Raw genomic sequence first — 18,434 nt, 5'->3', positions numbered from 1 at the left:
CTCCGACAAATATCGTGGCCCGGCCCGCGTGTCGTGAGCGTGATCGTTGACACATGCACCCTGAACCGTTTCAATCAGGCGAGCCTCGGAGGGAGGGTCCGTGAGTCCTGCAGCACGTCGTCCGGCAAGCCCCACAGCGTCCGTCAAGGACGTCGCCGCGGCCGCCGGCGTCTCCCTCGGCACCGTCTCCAACGTGCTCAACCGACCCGACCGGGTCGCGGCCGGCACCCGCGAGCGGGTGGAGCGGGCCATGAACGAGCTCGGCTTCGTGCGCAACGAGTCCGCTCGCTCCCTGCGCTCGGGCCGCTCGCGCACCCTCGCCTACGTCATGCTCGACGCCGGCAACCCGTTCTTCACCGACGTCGCCCGCGGCAGCGAGGGCCCGGCGGACGACGGCGACCTCTCGCTCTTCCTGTGCAACAGCGACAACCGCGCCGGCCGCGAGGCCGCCCACCTGGAGCACCTGGAGCAGCAGCGCGTCCAGGGCATCCTCATCACCCCGGTCGACCCGGACAGCCCGACGCTGGACGCCGTCGTCGAGCGCGGCACTCCCCTGGTCATCGTCGACCGCACGCGCAGCGACGACCGGATCTGCTCGGTGGCCGTCGACGACGTGCTGGGCGGACGCCTCGCCGTGGAGCACCTCATCGACCAGGGGCACACACGTGTCGCCTTCGTCGGCGGACCCACCTCGATCGGCCAGGTCACCGACCGGCTCGAGGGCGCCCGCCAGGCCTGGGCGGACGCCGGCCTGCCCGAGGACGACCTCACGCTCGTCCAGACCGAGTCGCTCACCGTGGCCGCGGGCCGCGAGGCAGGCGAGCGCATCGCCGGTCTCGCCACCACCCGGCGCCCGACCGCCGCGTTCTGCGCCAACGACCTGATCGCCCTCGGGCTGCTGCAGCAGGCCACGCGCGCCGGGCTCGCCGTGCCCGACCAGCTGGCGATCGTCGGCTACGACGACATCGAGTTCGCCGCGGCTGCTGCGGTCCCGCTGACGTCCGTGCGCCAGCCGCGCCACGAGCTCGGCCGCACCGCCGCGCTGCTCGTGCTGGACGAGTCGAGCAACCCCCAGCACGCCCACCAGCAGCTGACCTTCGAGCCCGAGCTCGTCGCCCGCACGTCCACCCTCGGCTGACGCGTCCGCTCCCTGAGCCTGTCGAAGGGAGCCTGAGCCTGTCGGACGGCCTACCGCACCGCGCGCTCCCCCGGCAGCGGCTCCGCCGCCGCTCCCCCGCGCACCCGGCGCGAGATGGCCCAGCCGAACAGGGCGGCGAGCACGTACATGACGATGGAGTAGACGGCGCTGGGGATCGCGACCTCGGTGTTGTCCAGGACGCTGAGCGCGATGGTCATGGCGACGGTCGTGTTGTGGATGCCCACCTCCATCGAGCTGGCGATGGCCTGACGCTCGTCCAGCCGCATGACCCGCGCCCCGAGGTAGCCGATGGTCAGGCTGGCCAGGCAGAACAGCGTCACGACGAGGCCGACCTGCTCGACGTAGTCGGCGATGTTCTCGCGCTCGCCGACGATGGCGCCGATCGAGACCGCCACCAGCACGACGATCGAGAAGATGCGCACGGGCTTGTCGGCGCGGGCGGCGAACGACTCCGAGCGGCTGCGCACCACCATGCCGATCGCCACGGGCACCAGCACGATCGCGATGACCTGCACGACCTTGCCCAGCTGCAGCCCCAGCTCGCCCTCGGCGTCGAAGTAGCCGATGGCCAGGTTGGTGATGACGGGGATCGACACCGCGGCCAGCACCGAGTTGATCGCCGTGAGCGTCACGTTCAGCGCGACGTCGCCGTGGAACAGGTGGCTGAACAGGTTGGCGGTCGTGCCGCCCGGCGACGCCGCCAGGAGCATGACGCCGACGGCCAGGAGCGGGTCGACGTCGAACGCGACCACCAGGCCGAACGCGACGAACGGCAGCACGAGCACCTGCAGCACCAGCGCGACGACCACCGCCTTGGGCGAGCGGGCCACGCGCTGGAAGTCGCCGACCGTCAGCGACAGGCCGAGGCCGAACATGATGATCGCCAGCGCGATCGGCAGGCCGACGGTGATGAGGGCGGAGTCGTTCATCGGGGTCCTCCAGGGGCTCGGATGACCGAAGGATGGCAGTGACCCGGGTCACGTCCCGCGCTACCGTTCGAGGCACCCGAGCGAGGAGGCCCCGTGTCCGGCGGTGACTGGAAGGACATGTTCGGCGCCGCGTGCGCCGGCGACCTCGACACCCTGCGCCACCACCTGGCCGCGGGCGTCGACCCCGACTACGTCCACCCCGAGTACCAGTCGACCGCGCTGGTCGCCTGCCTGCTCGAGCGGCAGGCGGCCGCGGCGGACGTCCTGCTCGACCACGGCGCGTCGCCCGTGCTGGAGTCGCCGTTGGAGGGGCAGACACCGGTGCAGGCCGCGCGCCAGGTCCGGCTGCAGGCGGTCGAGCAGCGGCTGCGCGCGATGGGCGCGCCCGATCCCGAGCCGCCGCGGACCACGGGAAGCGGCTGGTTCGGGCGGCTGTCGCGCTCGTAGCCGCGCGGGCGTCCCCCGCCCGTGCCACGATCGATCCATGGCCCGCACGATCGCGACGAACACTCGAGTCGACCTGCCCGCGCTGCTGGACTTCGTCCGGCCGCGGCACCGCTTCGTCCTCATCACCGAGCGGGCCGACGGCACGCCGCAGGCGTCCCCGGTGAGCGGCGGCGTCGACTCGTCCGGACGCCTGGTCGTCGCGACGTACCCCGAGCGGGCCAAGACCCGCAACGCACGCAAGCGGCCGTGGGTGAGCGTGGTCGTGCTCTCCGACGAGTGGAACGACGCCTGGGCGCAGGTCGACGGGCCGTGCGAGGTGCTGGACGCCTCCGAGGGCGACGAGGCGCTCGACGCGTTCGTCGACTACTTCCGCAGCATCTCCGGCGAGCACCCCGACTGGGACGAGTACCGCCAGGCCATGGTCGACCAGGGCAAGTCGCTGCTGCGCATCACGCCCGAGCGCTGGGGCCCGATCGCCACCGGCGGCTTCCCGGCCCGCCTGGCCTAGACCGGCGCCTGAGCGTCCGGCGCGGTTTTCCGTCCCGTCACCGCGAGAAGGTACGGTTCGCACGGCGGCTCGGGGGAACGAGCTCGTCCTGTGAAGAGTCCCCGGAGGCTGTCTTGAGCTCGTTGTCCATCCGCCGCGCCCTGTGCGGCACCCTCGCCGCGGCCCTCGTCCCGCTGGTCGCCGGCACGGCGTCGGCCGACGAGGCCACCCCCTCCGACGCTCCCGACGGGCTGACCCCCGCCCAGGTCGAGCAGGAGGTCGAGCAGACCGGCAACCCGGTCGTCGCAGTGGTGCAGGACGGCGACAGCCTGCGCGTCCGCACGATCGACGCCGACTCGCCCGAGGAGGCCCGCGAGGCCGCCGAGGACCTGCGCCGCGACGACGACGTCGTCTCGATCGGCGTGAACCAGAAGGTGCGCAGCTTCACGGGCGACGCCCGTCCGTACGCGGTCAAGGGCGGCGCCTCCGCGGTCACGCCGAACTACCAGCTGAGCATCACCGGCGCCCGCCAGGCGTGGACGCTGGGCACCCGCACCATCAAGGTCGCGGTGCTCGACACCGGCGTCTTCGCGGGCCACCCCGAGCTCAAGGGCCGCGTGGTGCCCGGGCGCGAGATCCTCACCGAGGGTCCACGCACCGGCAACCCCGGCACGGCCGACGACGACGGTCACGGCACGCACGTCGCCGGCATCATCGGCGCCGTCAACAACGACGCGGGCAGCCCGATCGACGGGTTCGCCCAGCGCGTCCAGATCCTCCCGGTCAAGGTGCTCAACCGGGGCGGCGAGGGCTGGACCAGCGACTTCACCAAGGGGGTCATCTGGGCGGTCGACCAGGGCGCCAAGGTGCTCAACCTGAGCCTCGGCGGACGCCAGGGCGACCCGAACCTGCGCGCGGCGCTCCGCTACGCCCGCAGCAAGGGCGTGGTGGTCGTCGCAGCCGCCGGCAACGACGGCGCCGGGGCTCCTGTCTCCTACCCGGCGGCCTACCCCGAGACGATCTCGGTCGGAGCGACCACCCGGGGTGACTACTGGGCCTCGTTCTCCAGCGTGCGCAACGACGTCGACATCTCCGCGCCCGGCCACGAGATCGTGTCCCTGGCTCCGAGCTGGACGGGCTACCGGTACGCCTACATGTCCGGCACCTCGATGGCCGCCCCGGCCGTCACGGGCTCCATCGCCTCGCTCATGTCGAGCGGCATCACCGGCAACCAGGCCTACGGCGCGCTCGTCGCGAGCGCCAAGGACGTCGTGGGCGGACGTCAGGGCCTGTCGTTCGGCGGCGACCCGTTCACCGGCGTCGGACGCATCAACGTCGCCGCCGCCACGAAGCCCGCCGTGTCGTTCCTGGGCTCGGTCGCCCGCACGTACACCGCCGGCGCCAGCGCGCGCATGCAGGTTCGCGTCTCCCACCTGGGTCGCCCGCTGGCCAACCGCGTGGTGACCATCCGCACGTCCACCGGTCGCACCATGAACGTCCGCACGCGTGCCAACGGGCAGGCCGCGTTCAACGTCCCGCTGATCCACGGCACGACCATCGAGGCCCGCACGGCCGGCGTGGCCGCGCGGCGCACGTCGTTCGTCCGGGTGCAGCCGAACGCCCGCGTGAAGCTGAGGAAGTACAAGGCGTCCTCGCAGCGCACGTACCGCAAGGTGCGCCTCACGGTGGCGCGTCCGGCCCGCCAGAAGGTGGTCGTCCAGGTGCGCACCGGTGGTCGCTGGAAGACGGTCAAGAAGACCCGCCTGACCAGCTCGAGCCGGGTCAAGACCTACTCCTGGAAGGTCAACGCCCGCTCGAAGGCCAAGCGCACCCTCCGCGTGAAGATCTACGCCGGCGGCGGTCTCGTCTCCCGCACGCTCACCGTCAAGGGCTGACCCGCCCCGACGACGAAGGGCCCCGGACCTGATGGTCCGGGGCCCTTCGTCGTCCCTGGGTCAGGGGCCGACCCAGGTGAGGATCGAGCGCGGGTGCTGGCGGGTCAGGGCGATGCCGCCGCGGATCATGGCGACGTCGGTGCTGTCGGCGACCCGCCGCCACAGGTGCCGCAGGTCGCCGCGCAGCATCGCCGTGCCGACCGTGCCCATCGCGACGAGCATCTCGGCGTTGAGCAGCACCGCGATCGCGGCCGGGTCGACCACCACGAGCGGCAGCACGGCGACCACGCCGAGGAGCAGGGCTGCGTGACGCCGGGTCCATCCACGCAGGCCGAGGAAGGTCGCTCTCATGTGTCCAGGCTAGGGGGCCGGGTACCCCGACGCGGCGCGATCGTCACCCGCACGCCGTCGACCCGGGCGTCGAAGCGGGCGCGGACCTCGGCCACCTCTCGCGGCACGAGAGCGTCCCGCATCCCGGTCAGCACCTCGGTCACCAGCACCTCCAGACGCGGTCCGAGCCCCGGTGCGACGGCGAGCTCGACCGTTACCGAGCGGACGTCCGGAAGGCTCGCCGCCTCGATGGCGGCCGCGGCGTTCTGCATGAGGTCGCCGCCCGGCGCGACCTCGAGCACGGCCGACGGCGCAGCGGCCGTCCGGGGCCGACGCGGGCCGGCTGCGTGCGACGGCGGGGGCGGGGCCACGACGTAGCCCTGCTCGTAGGAGCCGTAGACCTGGAGCGCGTCCGGCTGCACGTGCCACACCCAGGCCAGGTGCGCGCACAGGACGGCGTCGATCTCGTCCTCGATCGCCTCCAGGTGCATGTGGCGGGTGGCACCCTCGACCGCGGCCCGGAGGTGCCGCCAGCGCTCGTTCTCGGTGAGGCGGAGCGGCTCGATGCTCTCCATGTGCCGGACGAGCGTCGTGAACGTGTCGCGTCGCCCCTCAGGCGTGCGGCCGCGACCAGACTTGTAGGGCAGGACGGTCGGCAGCTCGAACAGCGCGACCATCGCCGGGTGCGGGTAGACCTCGATGCACACCGTCTCGCCTGCGGCGCCGTGCTGCGCCGGATCCATCGACCAGCCCAGCAACCTCGCGAGCGTCTCGCCACGGGGCGGGTCGAACCACGGCCGGGACCGGTTGGCCGGGTACGGACCGGCCCCGTACGCACCGAACGCGCGCTGCACCTCGTTCTCCCCCGGCCGCTGCCCGGTCTGGTTCGGGACGATCAGCGGCGCGTCCACCGCCGCGACGAGCACCACGTCGCCCTGCGCGCGGACCCAGGTCTCGATCTCCTCGTCCGTCCGCACCGTCGCCGAGTCGAGCAGCCGTCCGTCCTCGCCGACCACGGCGAGGCCCGTGCGGTTCTTCGCCGACCACGCCAGGTCGATCCCGATGAAGCGAGCGCCCATGTGTTCTCCCAGGCCGGACTGGCTCAACGCGGGTTGAAGTCCGCGCGTACCTCGAGGCTAGGTCGCTGACCGTGCTCGCGGGCCCGATCCACCGATCCCGAACGCACCTGACTCACCAGGCGTCCACGGGGCGGCGGCTCCCCTGCAGCCGGCCGTCGCGATCGGCGGCGTCGAGCAGGCGGGTCAGGACGAAGCGGGTCTCGGCCGGGTCGATGACGTCGTCGATCTCGAAGTGGCGCGCCACGTTGAGCGCGGACGCGTGGGACTGCGCGTGCGCGACCAGCTCCTGCACGGCCGCCTCCCGCTCGGCGTCGTCCTCGATCGCCTCGAGCTCCTTGCGCATCGACAGCCGCACCGCGCCCTCCAGGCCCATCGCGCCGAGGTGCGCGCCGGGCCAGGCGAGGGTCATGAGCGGCTCGCGGGTGCTGCCGCCGAGCATCGCCTGCGCACCCAGTCCGTAGCCGCGGCGCAGCACGACGCCGACAAGCGGCACCGAAAGCCGGGCCCCGGCGATCAGCAGGCGCGACGTGTGCCGCACCATCGCTGTCTTCTCGGCGTCCGGGCCGACCATCATCCCCGGCGTGTCGACGAGCGAGACGACCGGGAAGCCGTACGCGTCGCACAGCTGCAGGAACCGGGCCGCCTTGTCGCCGGCATCCGCAGTGATGGCGCCGGCGGTGTGCCGGGTGTCGTTGGCGACCACGCCGACGGTGCGACCCTCGATCCGTCCGAGCGCGGTGAGCAGCTCGGGCGCGAAGTCCGGACGCAGCACGGTGACGGTGTCCTCGTCGCAGATCGTCTCCACGATCGGCAGCACGTCGTACGCGCGCCGCTCCCCCTCCGGCACCGCGTCACGCAGGAAGTCCTGCTCCGGCGCCGTCCACGACTCCGCCCGGCCCAGGAAGTAGCCGAGCAGAGAGCGCGCGGCCGGCACGACCTCCTCGCTGGACGTAGCGACGTCCACCACGCCGTTGGTGGTCATGACGTCGATCGGCCCGACCTCGGACGCCGCGAAGTCGCCGAGCCCTCCCCCGGCGATCATCGCCGGGCCGCCCATGCCCAGGGACGCGCGGTCGCTGGCGACGATGAGGTCCGAGCAGCCGGCGATCACCGCGTTGCCGGCGAAGCAGTTATCGTCCACGACCGCGATGCGCGGCACCGTGCCGGACAGCCGTGCCCACTCGGCGAACGTCGTGGCGTGCAGCCCGGAGACCATCGGCAGGTCGACGTCGCCGGGACGTCCGCCGCCGCCGGCCGCGAAGAACACCGTCGGCAGAGCGAGCCGCTCGATCACCTCGAACAGCCGGTCGGTCTTGGTGTGACCGCGGAAGCCCTGCGTGCCGGCCATGACCAGGTAGTCGTACGACAGCACCGCCACCTGCTGGCCGTCGATCGTCGCCAGGCCGCCCACGATGCCGTCCGCGACGCTGCGGTCGAGCAGCTCGTCCACGCTGCGCCGCTGCTCCTGCGCGGCGGTGACGTAGCGGCCGTACTCGACGAAGCTGCCCTCGTCGACGAGCGCGCCGATCAGCTCGCGCGCCGTCCGCCCGCCGCGGGCGTGCAGCCTCGCCACCGCCTCGGGTCGCGCGGCGTCCTCGGTGAGGGCACGGCGGGCCAGCAGGTCCAGGAGCTCGGGTCGGATCGGCATGCCCCGCATCCAAGCAGAGGTCGGATCACCAGCTCTGGTTCAGACCGAGTTCACGACCAGCAACGCGCGTTCGAAGCGAGGCTCGTCCAACCCACGACGTGCCGGAGCGCGCCGTATCTCCGATGAGCTAGACGCTGCGGAAGTCGTAATCAGCTACCGAAGACAGTCCACATGAACGGGTGGTCGGAGTAGTAGCGGCCGGAGCAACCGTCGATGGCCTGAGCCTGGCTGCTGCCGCCGTTCCCGGCGCCAAACAGGTTGTCGCACGCGATGAACGTGGTGACTTCACCGGCGCCCTCGGTGCGGTGGACCTTGTCGAAGTAGCCGTCGTGGGGGTCGGCGCCTTCGCGCAGGTAGTCGTAGTCGTAGCTCGGCGCTGCCGGTGCTGTGCGCGGGTCGGTGCTGGCGAGCATGTCGATGCCGTAGATCGCGCCGCTCTTGGTGACGTTGTATGCCCCGGGCCCGGCGGCCGAGGACGTCTGCAGCGGGGCTTGGTAGGAGTGTGTGTTGTTGGTGTCTCCACCGATGATCGGGGTGGAGCTCGGGTAGAGCTCTCGCATGCGCTTCTTGAGGAAGTTGGTCCACTCGACCGTGTAGGCGTCGTGGTTCTTCACCTGAGTGGCCGTTCGGTAGTGGACGCTGTACACGCCGTAGGACTTGCCCGAGCTGATCTGCTTGAGCTCGATGGTGGCCTGTCCGAGCGAGATCCACGCTTGGCCAGGCACCGCGTCCGAGGAGGCGTACTTCAGCAGCGAGTGCGCCGGCGTCGCTCCCGCGGGCACCGTCATCGAGTTGGCGTTGTAGAGGATCGCGGTCTCGCGCATGATCGCCGGGGTGCACGTCTTGCACGCCCAGGCCTTCTCACCGGCAGCGGCGTCGACCGCGACTCGATAGGTGTACCCGGTCTTCGCGGTCAGCTGGCTGGCGATCACCGCCGTCGACTCGTGGCTGACCTCCTGGAGCAGGACGATGTCGGGGGCGTAGTTGGGCACTGCGGGTCCGCGGTCGTTGAGCGCCTTCAGCACCACCTGAGCGCGTAGCGCAAAATGCTCCATGTCACGCGTCTCGCGGAAATCCACGGCTCGGAGCATCTCGTCAGCGTTGAAGCTCATCACCGAGACACGACCTGCCGGCGACTTCGGCAGCGTGGGTGCCGCGGCGGCAGCACTGGACGTGCCCACCACCGGTGTCTCGGTGACGGCTGCTGCGGCAGCCAGCGCGACTGAAGCGAGGGCAAGAGCCCCGACGTGAGCAACCCGCATTGAAGACTCCCCCGAGTAGTGCGTCGCCACTGGCGACGATGTGAGTGCAATGGCCTCACGCCGATTGTGGCGGGGCAGGATGGCACCGGGCAAGGGGCCGGTGACTAGTTTCCGTCAGCGACGAAGATGGGCTAGGTCATCGGGACGACGATGTCCTCGGTCTCGTCGAGCCCGGCCGCCGCCAGGACGTGCCCCCGCTGGAGCGCTCCGTTCGCCGCCTCGGAGGTCACGGCCGGCAACGCATCCATGCAGAGCCGTTGGTCAGGCCTCACTACGCTCGCGGCATGGCCACCGTCATCCTCGTCCGGCACGGACGCACCACCGCGAACGCCAGCGGCACCCTCGCCGGACGCACCCCCGGCGTCGAGCTCGACGAGACCGGACGCGACCAGGTCGCCCGCACCGGCAAGCGACTCGCGGACGTCCCGCTGGTCGAGCTGGTCACCAGCCCGCTCGAGCGCTGCCGGCAGACCGCGGCCGCCGTCGCGATGCACCAGTCCGAAGCCACGCAGGCGGTCGTCGAGGACGCGCTCACCGAGGCCGACTACGGCGACTGGCAGGGCGGGTCGCTGGCCGACCTGTCGAAGCACGAGCTGTGGCCGGTGGTGCAGAACCAGCCGTCCGCGGTCGTCTTCCCCGGTGGCGAGTCGATGGTGTCGATGCAGTCGCGGGCGGTCGAGGCCGTCCGCCGTCGCGACGCGCAGGTCGAGGCCGAGCACGGTCCGCACGCGGTGTGGGCGGCGGTCAGCCACGGCGACATCATCAAGGCCGTCCTGGCCGACGCGCTGGGCATGCACCTGGACGCCTTCCAGCGCATCGGCGTCGACCCCGCGTCCGTCTCGGTCGTCCGCTACACCAGCGCGCGGCCGTACGTCGTCGCGATGAACACGCACGCCGGCGACCTGTCCTGGCTCGCCGCCAAGCCGTCCGGCGACGACGCCGCGGTGGGCGGCGGAGCAGGCCCGGCGGCGCCCGTTGACGAGCGCTCCTAGAGTGGGCCCCATGGCACCGATCGTCCACGAGTTCGACTGGCCTGACCGTTTCGTCGTCGGCACCGTCGGAGTCCCCGGGGCGCGCACGTTCTTCCTGCAGGCCCGCGACGGCCAGCGCGTGGTGAGCGTGTCGGTCGAGAAGGAGCAGTCGTTCGCCCTCGCCGAGAAGATCGACGAGGTGCTGGACGAGCTCATGGCCGAGGACGGCAACCCGTACAGCATCCCGCCGCTCGCCGACGAGGCGCTCGTGGACGAGGACCCGCTCGACACCCCCATCGACGAGGCGTTCCGCGCCGGCGCGATGAGCCTGGGCTGGGACCCGGCCACCGGGCAGGTCGTCATCGAGGCGTTCCCGATCATCGAGGTCGAGGTCGACCGGCTCGAGGACCTCGACGAGCTCATCGACCTGCCCGAGACGCTGCCCGAGCAGGTCATGCAGGTGCGCATCCCGGTCGGCGCCGCCCGCGCGTTCACCAAGCGCACGCGGGACGTCGTCGCGTCCGGCCGGCCGATCTGCTCGCTGTGCGGCCTGCCGATGGACGAAGGGCACGTCTGCGAGCTGCCCGACGGGTTCCGGTGACCGTTCCCGGCGACCTGCTCGAGGGCGAGCTCGTCCTGCAGGGCCGCATCATGCCGGCGTCCAACGCGACGTTCCTGGCCACGATCGGCGACGTGCAGGTGGTCTACAAGCCCGTGGCCGGCGAGCGTCCGCTGTGGGACTTCCCCGACGGCACGCTCGCCCAGCGTGAGGTCGCCGCGTACCTGGTCTCCGAGGCCACCGGCTGGGACGTCGTCCCGCCCACCTGGCTGCGCGACGGCCCGCACGGCGTCGGCATGGTGCAGCGCTGGGTCGATGCCGATCCGGAGCAGGAGGCGGTCACCGTCGTCCGCGCCGGCGAGCTGCCCGAGGGCTGGCACCACGTCATGGACGGCCTGGACGAGGACGAGGAGGTCGTCTCGGTCGTGCACGAGGAGTCGGCCGCGCTGCGCCGCATGGCGATCTTCGACGTCGTCATCAACAACGCCGACCGCAAGGGCGGGCACGTGCTCGAGATGGCCGACGGCCACCGGCACGGCGTCGACCACGGCGTCTCGCTGCACGCCGAGCACAAGCTGCGCACCGTGCTGTGGGGCTGGATCGGCCAGCCGCTGAGCGACGACGAACGCGCCGGGGTCGAGCGGGTGCGCGACGCCCTCGACGACGGCCTGGCCCGGACGCTCACGGACTACCTCACCGGCGCGGAGGTCGAGGCGCTGCTGGCCCGCTGCGACGTCCTGCTGGACGCGGGCGTGCTGCCGGCCCCGAGCGGTCACATGCCGCCGGTCCCCTGGCCCCCGTTCTGAGGGCTACTGCGCGACGCGCTTCACCAGCGCGGTGATCGTCCGCTCGGCGTCCGCGGTCAGCTCGCGCACCGCGTAGGACGTCACCCAGACGCCGGACTCGTCGTCGAGCTCGGCGTGCGGCGTGAAGCCGAACGTCGAGTACCGCTCGCCGTCGCCGACGCCGCTGCGGAAGAAGCACACGACCTTGCCCTTGCGGGCGTACGCGGGCTGGCTGTACCAGAGCTTCGGCCGCAGGTCGGGCGCGTGCTCGGTGACGATGACATGGATGCGCTCGGCCAGGGCCCGGTCGCCGGCGTCCATCGCGGCGATCTTCTCCAGGACGTCCAGCTCCTCGGCCGCAGCCTTGCCGCCGCGCGGGCGCTCGGCCTCGGTGCGCAGCTCGGCGGCGCGCTCCTTGAGCGCCTTGCGCTCGGCGGCGGAGAACCCGCCCGTGCCGGTCGTGGTGGCCATGCCTGCTCCCGTCGTCGTCGGACGACGCCCAGGCTAGGAGGTGGGCCGCTCAGCGGCGAGGCGCTCGATGCGGCGCAGCGCGACCTCGAGCACCGGCAGGTAGGCCGGCGCCCAGATGGGCGCGGTCATGCGGGCGACGCAGCCGCCGAGGACGGGCTCGACCTCGTGGGTCGTGGCGGGGACGCCGGCGACGCTCCACGACCAGCAGTGCTCGGGGTCGACGTCGGTGATCTGGAACGGCAGCGGAACGCCGACCGGCGTCCAGACGGTGCCGCGCGCACCCTCGACCACGGCGCCGCCGTCGATCTCGGCGCGCTTGACCGTCGGACCCCAGACCGGCCACGCGTCGGGGTCGGTGAGCAGGTCCCAGACGACCTCGGGCGGCACGCGCAGGTGCCGCTGCGCCGTCCAGCGTCCGGCCTGGAGCGAGACCATCAGTCGGCCGACGCCGTCAGCCGGTACTGCTGGCGGGGCGGCTGCGACGGCAGCTCGACGGACACGACGGCACCGGACGCCTCGAGGATCGACAGGCGGGCGCGGACGTCGTCCAACGGCGCGCTGACGGCGGCGGCCACCAGCTCCGGTGAGCGTCCACCCTCGGAGAGTGCGTCCAGGATCGCGTCGTCGAGCTCCATGCCTCGACCGTAGGCGCAGTCCGCCCCCGCAGCCTGTCGAGACGCTCCCTGAGCCTGTCGAAGGGAGCTTGTCGAAGGGCGCCCGCCGAAGGTCAGTCGGTCGCCGTCGTCGCGGGCGCGCCGTAGATCATGTCGACGTACTCGCGGTGGTGGCCGATCCAGCCCTTGATGAACGGGCACAGCGGCAGCACCTTGCGGGTGCCGTCGGAGCGGACGTCGTCGAGCGCGAAGCGGGCGAGCTTGGAGCCGACGCCCTGGCCCTCGAACTTCTTGTCGACCTCGGTGTGGGTGAAGACGATGAGCTCGTCGGTGAGCTGGTACTCGGCGAAGCCGGCGCGCACGCCGTCGATCCACGCCTCGTAGCGGCTCCGGTCGGTGTTGTGCACGGTCTCGATCTCAGCCATGGCTAGAACCTACCCGTGCCGGTGACGGCTCCCCGCGGACGCTCAGCCGGCGGCGGGCGCGACCCGCGGCTCGGACTTCACGAGGTGCCCGAACACGACCGTCCGGTCGTCGGTGTGGAAGACCTCGGCGCAGGTCACGAGGGTGAGGAGCGCGGGCGCGTCGACCGGGCCGGTGCCGCCGTCGGGGTTCCGCGGCCGCTCGGACACGACCCAGGTGTCGGTGAACGGGACGTCGAGGTCCTGGCCGCTCGTGTCGAGGACGTACGTGTGCACGGCGTCGCGCGTCTCGACCGTCACCTCGTCGCCGGGGCGCAGGCCGCGGATGCCGGCGAACGGCTCGCCGTGGGTGACCCGGTGGCCGGCGAGCGCGAGGTTGCCCCGCTCCCCCGGGTCGGCGGTGCCGTCGAGGTGCCCGACGCCGGAGGCCAGCACCTCGGCGGAGTCACCGTTCAGCACCGGCACGGACCAGTCGTCGCCGAACCGCGGGATGCGCAGGATCGCGGTGGCCTCGCCGAAGTCGGTCTCCGCCGTCGCCTGCCCGGACGTCCACGTCTTCTCGAGCGTCTCGGTGACGTCGTCGTGGCGCTGCTGGGACTGCCAGTTCGTGCCCCAGTACTGCCAGCCCAGCCAGCCGAGCACGGACAGGCCCGCGACGACCAGCACGAGCCCCACGATCCTCAGCACGAGCCCAGCGTGGCACAGCGCTCGCAGCGGCGTCCTACCGCAGGTTGGGCGCTCCGGCGTCGCGCAGCTGCGGCCGGGCGATGGCCACGTAGACGATCGTCCCGAGCACGCCGACCACCACCATGAGCAGCACGTAGATCAGCTGGCTCTGGCCCGCGGCCTTCCACACGTGCTGCGGCACGCGCAGCGCGTCGACGAGCATCAGCAGCCACCACAGACCGATGGCGAGCGCGACGAGCAGCAGGAGGAAGAGCGCGACGTTGGCATCCATGCCGGTACAAGACCACGACAGTCATCCCCGCGTCCCGGATTCGGACGGGCCGACGTCAGGCCGGGACGCGTGGGCGCAGCCTCACGTGCCGGACGTGGCGCAAGGGTCGTCGGAGCGGGTCGATCCGCGCTGGCGGGACGACCTCGACGACGCCGTCCTCGGCCAACCGTGCTGACCAGTCCGAGTCGTGCAGCAGGTGGTGGTGCTGGAAGCAGAACAGCGCGCCGTTGTCGACCGATGTCTCGCCGCCCTCGCTCCAGGGTCTGAGGTAGTGGGCCTCGCACCAGGCCGGGGGTCTGTCGCAGCCCTTCCACGAGCATCCGCCGTCCCGTTTCGCCAGGACGGCACGCTGATGGCGGTCGTGGAGGCGCTCGGCGCGGCCGAGGTCGAGGGGCTGGGAGTCCCCACTGAGGACCATCGGCAGGATGCTCGCGTTGCAGGCGAGACGTCGTGCCTGGCTCGCGCTGAGGTCACAGCCGGTGCTCAGCGTGGCCCGAGACACCCGCTGCTGCAGGTCGTCATAGTCGATGTTCACCGTCACGGTCGCGGCGAGGCCGCCGGCCTGCGGGAAGCACTCGCTCGGCAGGTGCTCGATCAGCTCGCAGAACGCCTGTCCCATGCGACGGGGGTGGTCGAGCCGGCCGATCTCGCTGTCGGAGTGCTCGCCGTCGACGTCCCGGAACAGCGCCTCCAGTCGGCGCGGAGCGGACAGGCCTTCGAGGACGGTGCGGAGCATGTCGGCCTGCACGTCCGGCAGAGCACCGCGGACCCACGTGAGTCCGTCGCCGCGCGGCGTGAACGTCAGGTGCGCCTCGGACCAGGCCTGCTTCTCCTGCCGTTCGAGCTGCTCGCCGATCACTTCGTCGGCGGAGTCCGGGTCGACGACCTCGACGATCCGGTTCGCCAGGCGTCGCAGGTCGTCCGCGGCGAATTCCTTCGCGTGCTCCAGCAGGGTCGTCTCGGCGTCGTCGTGCTGCTCGGCCACCAACCAGTCCGGCAGCTGGTCCAGCGCGGTCAGGATGATCGACGCCTGCTCGGTCGACACCGCCCCGGACGACCAGGCCTCACGGGTCGCGAGGCCCCGGGTGGCGTCCAGGCGCGAGAGCTTCACGAGCCTCGACGCCTCGCGACGGGCGATGCCGGTGGTCGAGGCGAGCCAGGCCACCGTCGACGCCGAGCCGTCCTCGCGGGGAAGAGCACGGTCCTCGGCGGCGCCCGTCAGCCGGGCGTTCATGGCCTGCAGGGCGCTGATCATCGCGGTCGAGGACTTCAGGATCTCGCGGATCTCCGCGTCGGTGTGCGCCCAAGCCTCGACCTCGGACACGTCGTCGCGCATCCTGTCGAGCTGGTCGAGAAGCATCCGAGAACCCCCGTGTCGAACGTTTGTTCTATCCTACCTGGCGCGTCCGACAGCAACCACCCAGAATCCCCAGCATTCCAGGATTTTTCACGTCGATTCGACAAGCCCAGGGAGCGGGCTCGAGCGAGCCGACGAACCCAGCCGCGCACGCACCCGAGCCCTCGTCAGAAGCCCCGCGGGCGACCATGCACCCAGGCGCGCCTTTCGACGAACCAGGAGCCCTACCCCAGCATCGAGAGGACGCGGTCGAGGGCGTCCACGACGTAGTCGACGCTCTCGCGGGTGATGACCAGCGGTGGCTTGATCTTGAGGACGTTCTTGTGGTCGCCCGTGGGCTGCACGATGGCGCCCTCCTCGAGCAGCAGGTCGCAGACGTCGGCGGCGAGCTGCGTGGCCGGCGCGAACGTCTCACGGTCGCTGACCAGTTCGACGCCGAGGTACAAGCCCATGCCGTGCACCGCGCCGATTGCGGGATGCAGATCGGCCAGCGCGAGGAGCCGCTCGCGGAAGTGCCCGCCGACCTCGCGGGCGTTCTCCTGCAGCCGCTCGGACTCCAGGACGTCCAGCACGGCTAGCCCGATGCGCGAGCTGACCGGGCTGCCGCCGGACGAGCTGAAGAACGAGCCCTCGGCCGCGAACGCCTCGGCGATCTCGCGGGTCGTGATGACCGCGCCGAGCGGCTGGCCGTTGCCCATCGCCTTGGCGACGGTGATGACGTCCGGCACGGCGCCCTGCTGCTCGAAGCCCCAGAAGTGCTCGCCGAGGCGTCCGTAGCTGACCTGCACCTCGTCGCTGATGCACACGCCGCCGAGCGCGCGCACCCGCTCGAAGACGCCGGCGAGGTAGCCGTCGGGCAGCAGCACGCCCCCGCCGTTGCCGAAGATCGGCTCGATGACGACGCCCGCGAGCTGCGCGCGTCCCTCCTCACCGAGCGCGTCCAGCTGCACGTCGAGGTCGGCGAGGTAGCCGGCGGCGGCGTCCGCGCCACGGTGCGTGCCGCGGACGCTGTTGGGCGCGTCGATGAGCTCGACCCAGTCCGGCCGGCTCTCCAGCGCGCGCGGGTTGTCGCCGAGCGACGTGGACACGGCGTCGGAGGCGAGCGTCCAGCCGTGGTACGCCTCGCGGGCGGCGAGCATCCGCGGACGTCCGGTGGCGGTCTGCGCGAGCCGGATGGCCAGGTCGACGGCCTCGCTGCCGCTGTTGACCAGGAAGACGCTGTCCAGGCCGTCGGGCGCGAGCGCGGCGAGCCGCTCGGACAGCTCGGCGACCGCGGCGTAGTGGAAGCGCGAGTTGGTGTTGAGCAGCGACCACTGACGCGTGGCGGCCTCGACCAGGTGCGGGTGCGCGTGGCCGGTGGTGGCGACGTTGTTGACCACGTCGACGTAGACCTGCGCCTGGGTGTCGACCATGAGCTCGCGCCAGCCACGCTCGACCTGCGGCGGCGCGGCGTAGTAGTGCTCCTGCACCGGCGCGTACGCGGCGTCACGGCGAGCCAGGACGTCGTCCGGGTCGGGCTGGGGCGCGGCCACGTCGACGCCGAGCAGGGCGGACGGGTCGGGACTCAGCGCCCGCCACAGCGCGTGCGCGCGCGGGCTGACCAGGAACGGCGCGCGCGGCGCCTCGGTGCGGTGCAGCTGGACGCGCAGGTGCCCGGACGCGAGACCGAGCCCGTCGCCGTCCTCGACGTCGCCGCGGACGACGAGCGTGAGCGCGTCGCCGCGCAGCTCGAAGCCGCCGTCGATGCGCACGCGCTCCCCCTCGAACGGGACGTGCAGCAGCGTGCCCTCGGGGACGACGACGTCCACGCCGAGCGCGAGCGTCTTCGCGCTGCCACGCGCGGCGAGCGGACGCGCCTGGGTGAGCCGGTGCTCGGCCCAGCGGGTGCTGACCGGCGCGCCCTGGGCGGCGAGGACGGCCTGCTCGGCGTCCGGCTCGAGCCAGCGTCCGGCGTCCAACGAAGGGCTGAGCACGGACAGGTCGACGACGCGGGGCCGGACTCCCTCCGGCAGCATCCGGCCGAGCGAGAACGGCCGCGGCCGCACGCCCGCGACGGTCGCGGCGACGAGCACGGCCATCTCGTCGGGGTCGATGGACGTGGCGAGCCGGAACGCGCGCCACTCGCGACTGGTGCGCTCGGCGGCGTAGTCGTTGCCCTCGTCGATGGCGGTCAGCTCGGCGGCGCTGGTGACGAGCACGGCGCAGCGCAGCACGACGAGCGGCCACAGCGCGACGACCTCGGCGTGCTCCAGCGGCACCTGCTCGGCGTACGCGCGGACGGTCTCGAGCGACGTGAGCGGGTCGTCGCAGCCGTTGGCCAGCACGCCGGTGAGCGCGACGGCGAGCTCGGCGACGCGCCAGCTGACCATGAGGTCGCCCAGGTCGATGACCCCGACGCTCCCCTGCTCGTCGAGCACGAGGTTGTCGTCGGTGACGTCACCGTGGATCACCTGCCGCGGCAGCGCCGGCGAGACCGCCGCGACCCGCGCGACGGAGTCCAGGCTGGCGTTGGCGACCCGGGCGCGCAGGCTCTCGGGAACGTGGTGCAGCAGCGCTCGGACCACGTCCGGCGCGGCCCGCAGGTCCCACTGCGTCGTGCGCGTGGTGCCCTCATGCTCGAACCCGGCCAGCGCGGCGACGATGCGTCCGGCGGTCTCGCCGAGCATCCGTGCCTCGGCGTCGCCGAACGACTCGACGTCCATGAGCGGCGTGCCCTCGACGTACGTCAGCAGCCGCGCGTGCAGCGTGACGCCACCGATCTCGACCGGCTCGACGGTTCGACCGTCGACGCTCTCGACCGGCTGCGGTGCCCGCAGACCGGCGCCGTCGAGGACGTCCATGGACGCGTTCTGCGCCTCGAGCTCGGTGAGGTCCGTGACGGCGTTGGCGACCTTGAGCACGTGCCCGGCGCCGATGCGGAAGTTGCGGTCCTGGTTGCTGCCGAGCTCGACGACGTCCCCCTCGACGCCCCACCGCTCGCGCACCACCCGCGCCGCGTCCTCCACCGACACCTCAGGGCGCGCAAGACCGCCCAGCTCGTCCGTCATGACTCTCCCTCACC

General features: G+C 72.1%; 20 protein-coding genes. 7 read left to right on the top strand and 13 right to left on the bottom strand.

Going from position 1 to position 18,434, the window contains the following annotated elements:
• Window positions 1-100 precede the first annotated feature (100 nt).
• Window positions 101-1,138 (top strand): LacI family DNA-binding transcriptional regulator, encoded by a 1,038-nt coding sequence (locus HGAM_RS08715; protein ID WP_020691757.1) that lies wholly within the window; start codon window positions 101-103, stop codon window positions 1,136-1,138.
• A gap of 50 nt (window positions 1,139-1,188) precedes the next feature.
• Here HGAM_RS08715 and HGAM_RS08710 read toward each other — a convergent pair whose 3' ends face one another.
• Complete coding sequence (locus HGAM_RS08710) at window positions 1,189-2,088, bottom strand: bile acid:sodium symporter family protein (RefSeq protein ID WP_019145100.1); 900 nt, start codon at window positions 2,086-2,088, stop codon at window positions 1,189-1,191.
• A 93-nt stretch (window positions 2,089-2,181) separates the two neighbouring features.
• On the opposite strand from HGAM_RS08710, the gene HGAM_RS18515 reads away from it, so the two are divergent.
• From HGAM_RS18515 to HGAM_RS18510, 3 genes are all read left to right on the top strand, one after another.
• A complete protein-coding gene (locus HGAM_RS18515; RefSeq protein ID WP_019145099.1) occupies window positions 2,182-2,535 on the top strand; it encodes an ankyrin repeat domain-containing protein in 354 nt (117 codons plus the stop codon).
• A gap of 37 nt (window positions 2,536-2,572) precedes the next feature.
• Entirely contained in the window at window positions 2,573-3,043 is a 471-nt protein-coding gene (locus HGAM_RS08700) for a PPOX class F420-dependent oxidoreductase (RefSeq protein ID WP_019145098.1), read from the top strand.
• A 113-nt stretch (window positions 3,044-3,156) separates the two neighbouring features.
• Window positions 3,157-4,917 (top strand): S8 family serine peptidase, encoded by a 1,761-nt coding sequence (locus HGAM_RS18510; protein ID WP_172636436.1) that lies wholly within the window; start codon window positions 3,157-3,159, stop codon window positions 4,915-4,917.
• A 60-nt stretch (window positions 4,918-4,977) separates the two neighbouring features.
• On the opposite strand, the gene HGAM_RS08690 is transcribed toward HGAM_RS18510, so the two are convergent.
• The 4 genes from HGAM_RS08690 to HGAM_RS08675 form a co-directional block, all read right to left on the bottom strand.
• A complete protein-coding gene (locus HGAM_RS08690; RefSeq protein WP_019145096.1) occupies window positions 4,978-5,268 on the bottom strand; it encodes a hypothetical protein in 291 nt (96 codons plus the stop codon).
• Window positions 5,265-6,326: a DUF429 domain-containing protein gene (locus HGAM_RS18505; protein ID WP_019145095.1), complete on the bottom strand. Its 1,062-nt coding sequence runs from the start codon at window positions 6,324-6,326 to the stop codon at window positions 5,265-5,267. Before HGAM_RS18505 ends, HGAM_RS08690 begins: the two co-directional genes overlap by 4 nt.
• Window positions 6,327-6,438: 112 nt before the next feature.
• Window positions 6,439-7,974 carry an acyl-CoA carboxylase subunit beta gene (locus HGAM_RS08680; RefSeq protein WP_019145094.1) on the bottom strand — a complete coding sequence of 512 codons (1,536 nt, stop codon included), beginning with the start codon at window positions 7,972-7,974 and terminating at the stop codon, window positions 6,439-6,441.
• A 149-nt stretch (window positions 7,975-8,123) separates the two neighbouring features.
• Window positions 8,124-9,266, bottom strand: coding sequence for an exonuclease/endonuclease/phosphatase family protein (locus HGAM_RS08675; RefSeq protein ID WP_147543634.1), 1,143 nt, complete (start codon window positions 9,264-9,266; stop codon window positions 8,124-8,126).
• A gap of 254 nt (window positions 9,267-9,520) precedes the next feature.
• On the opposite strand from HGAM_RS08675, the gene HGAM_RS08665 reads away from it, so the two are divergent.
• Genes HGAM_RS08665 through HGAM_RS08655 form a run of 3 tightly spaced genes read left to right on the top strand, consistent with a single transcriptional unit; the run spans window position 9,521 to window position 11,572 of the window.
• Entirely contained in the window at window positions 9,521-10,228 is a 708-nt protein-coding gene (locus HGAM_RS08665; RefSeq protein ID WP_019145091.1) for a histidine phosphatase family protein, read from the top strand.
• Window positions 10,229-10,238: 10 nt separating this feature from the next.
• Entirely contained in the window at window positions 10,239-10,808 is a 570-nt protein-coding gene (locus HGAM_RS08660; RefSeq protein ID WP_019145090.1) for a DUF3090 domain-containing protein, read from the top strand.
• Window positions 10,805-11,572 (top strand): SCO1664 family protein, encoded by a 768-nt coding sequence (locus HGAM_RS08655; protein ID WP_019145089.1) that lies wholly within the window; start codon window positions 10,805-10,807, stop codon window positions 11,570-11,572. Before HGAM_RS08660 ends, HGAM_RS08655 begins: the two co-directional genes overlap by 4 nt.
• A gap of 3 nt (window positions 11,573-11,575) precedes the next feature.
• Here the strand turns inward: HGAM_RS08655 and HGAM_RS08650 are convergent, their stop codons facing one another.
• The 8 genes from HGAM_RS08650 to HGAM_RS08615 all read right to left on the bottom strand — a co-directional run bounded on the left by HGAM_RS08650 (window position 11,576) and on the right by HGAM_RS08615 (window position 18,420).
• Window positions 11,576-12,022, bottom strand: a complete 447-nt coding sequence (locus HGAM_RS08650; protein WP_019145088.1) for a DUF1801 domain-containing protein — start codon at window positions 12,020-12,022, stop codon at window positions 11,576-11,578.
• A 33-nt stretch (window positions 12,023-12,055) separates the two neighbouring features.
• On the bottom strand, window positions 12,056-12,457 hold the full coding sequence (locus tag HGAM_RS08645) for an SRPBCC family protein (protein WP_019145087.1): 402 nt from the start codon (window positions 12,455-12,457) through the stop codon (window positions 12,056-12,058).
• Window positions 12,457-12,657 (bottom strand): hypothetical protein, encoded by a 201-nt coding sequence (locus HGAM_RS08640; protein WP_019145086.1) that lies wholly within the window; start codon window positions 12,655-12,657, stop codon window positions 12,457-12,459. The genes HGAM_RS08645 and HGAM_RS08640 overlap by 1 nt, the downstream gene beginning before the upstream one ends.
• A 92-nt stretch (window positions 12,658-12,749) precedes the next feature.
• Window positions 12,750-13,061 carry a GNAT family N-acetyltransferase gene (locus HGAM_RS08635; RefSeq protein WP_019145085.1) on the bottom strand — a complete coding sequence of 104 codons (312 nt, stop codon included), beginning with the start codon at window positions 13,059-13,061 and terminating at the stop codon, window positions 12,750-12,752.
• A 42-nt stretch (window positions 13,062-13,103) separates the two neighbouring features.
• Window positions 13,104-13,745 (bottom strand): class E sortase, encoded by a 642-nt coding sequence (locus HGAM_RS08630; protein WP_019145084.1) that lies wholly within the window; start codon window positions 13,743-13,745, stop codon window positions 13,104-13,106.
• Window positions 13,746-13,779: 34 nt separating this feature from the next.
• Complete coding sequence (locus HGAM_RS08625) at window positions 13,780-14,016, bottom strand: hypothetical protein (protein WP_019145083.1); 237 nt, start codon at window positions 14,014-14,016, stop codon at window positions 13,780-13,782.
• A 55-nt stretch (window positions 14,017-14,071) separates the two neighbouring features.
• Complete coding sequence (locus HGAM_RS08620) at window positions 14,072-15,376, bottom strand: HNH endonuclease signature motif containing protein (RefSeq protein WP_019145082.1); 1,305 nt, start codon at window positions 15,374-15,376, stop codon at window positions 14,072-14,074.
• A 221-nt stretch (window positions 15,377-15,597) separates the two neighbouring features.
• The gene (locus tag HGAM_RS08615; protein WP_019145081.1) at window positions 15,598-18,420 is read right to left on the bottom strand and encodes an aminotransferase; all 2,823 of its coding nucleotides are present in this window, start codon (window positions 18,418-18,420) and stop codon (window positions 15,598-15,600) included.
• Between the last annotated feature and the right edge of the window lie 14 nt (window positions 18,421-18,434).

The organism is Aeromicrobium massiliense JC14 (assembly GCF_000312105.1).
In the GTDB taxonomy this organism is placed as follows: domain Bacteria; phylum Actinomycetota; class Actinomycetes; order Propionibacteriales; family Nocardioidaceae; genus Aeromicrobium; species Aeromicrobium massiliense.
The sequence above is the reverse complement of the archived record's forward strand: the minus strand, read 5'-3'. Positions and strand labels throughout refer to the sequence as shown.

What these genes read in the sequence shown, in the direction of transcription:
- HGAM_RS08710 (WP_019145100.1), bottom strand. Translation starts at nt 2,088, where the DNA reads ATGAACGACTCCGCCCTCATCACCGTCGGCCTGCCGATCGCGCTGGCG.
- HGAM_RS08700 (WP_019145098.1), top strand. Translation starts at nt 2,573, where the DNA reads ATGGCCCGCACGATCGCGACGAACACTCGAGTCGACCTGCCCGCGCTG.
- HGAM_RS08690 (WP_019145096.1), bottom strand. Translation starts at nt 5,268, where the DNA reads ATGAGAGCGACCTTCCTCGGCCTGCGTGGATGGACCCGGCGTCACGCA.
- HGAM_RS18505 (WP_019145095.1), bottom strand. Translation starts at nt 6,326, where the DNA reads ATGGGCGCTCGCTTCATCGGGATCGACCTGGCGTGGTCGGCGAAGAAC.
- HGAM_RS08680 (WP_019145094.1), bottom strand. Translation starts at nt 7,974, where the DNA reads ATGCCGATCCGACCCGAGCTCCTGGACCTGCTGGCCCGCCGTGCCCTC.
- HGAM_RS08665 (WP_019145091.1), top strand. Translation starts at nt 9,521, where the DNA reads ATGGCCACCGTCATCCTCGTCCGGCACGGACGCACCACCGCGAACGCC.
- HGAM_RS08660 (WP_019145090.1), top strand. Translation starts at nt 10,239, where the DNA reads ATGGCACCGATCGTCCACGAGTTCGACTGGCCTGACCGTTTCGTCGTC.
- HGAM_RS08650 (WP_019145088.1), bottom strand. Translation starts at nt 12,022, where the DNA reads ATGGCCACCACGACCGGCACGGGCGGGTTCTCCGCCGCCGAGCGCAAG.
- HGAM_RS08645 (WP_019145087.1), bottom strand. Translation starts at nt 12,457, where the DNA reads ATGGTCTCGCTCCAGGCCGGACGCTGGACGGCGCAGCGGCACCTGCGC.
- HGAM_RS08640 (WP_019145086.1), bottom strand. Translation starts at nt 12,657, where the DNA reads ATGGAGCTCGACGACGCGATCCTGGACGCACTCTCCGAGGGTGGACGC.
- HGAM_RS08635 (WP_019145085.1), bottom strand. Translation starts at nt 13,061, where the DNA reads ATGGCTGAGATCGAGACCGTGCACAACACCGACCGGAGCCGCTACGAG.
- HGAM_RS08625 (WP_019145083.1), bottom strand. Translation starts at nt 14,016, where the DNA reads ATGGATGCCAACGTCGCGCTCTTCCTCCTGCTGCTCGTCGCGCTCGCC.
- HGAM_RS08620 (WP_019145082.1), bottom strand. Translation starts at nt 15,376, where the DNA reads ATGCTTCTCGACCAGCTCGACAGGATGCGCGACGACGTGTCCGAGGTC.
- HGAM_RS08615 (WP_019145081.1), bottom strand. Translation starts at nt 18,420, where the DNA reads ATGACGGACGAGCTGGGCGGTCTTGCGCGCCCTGAGGTGTCGGTGGAG.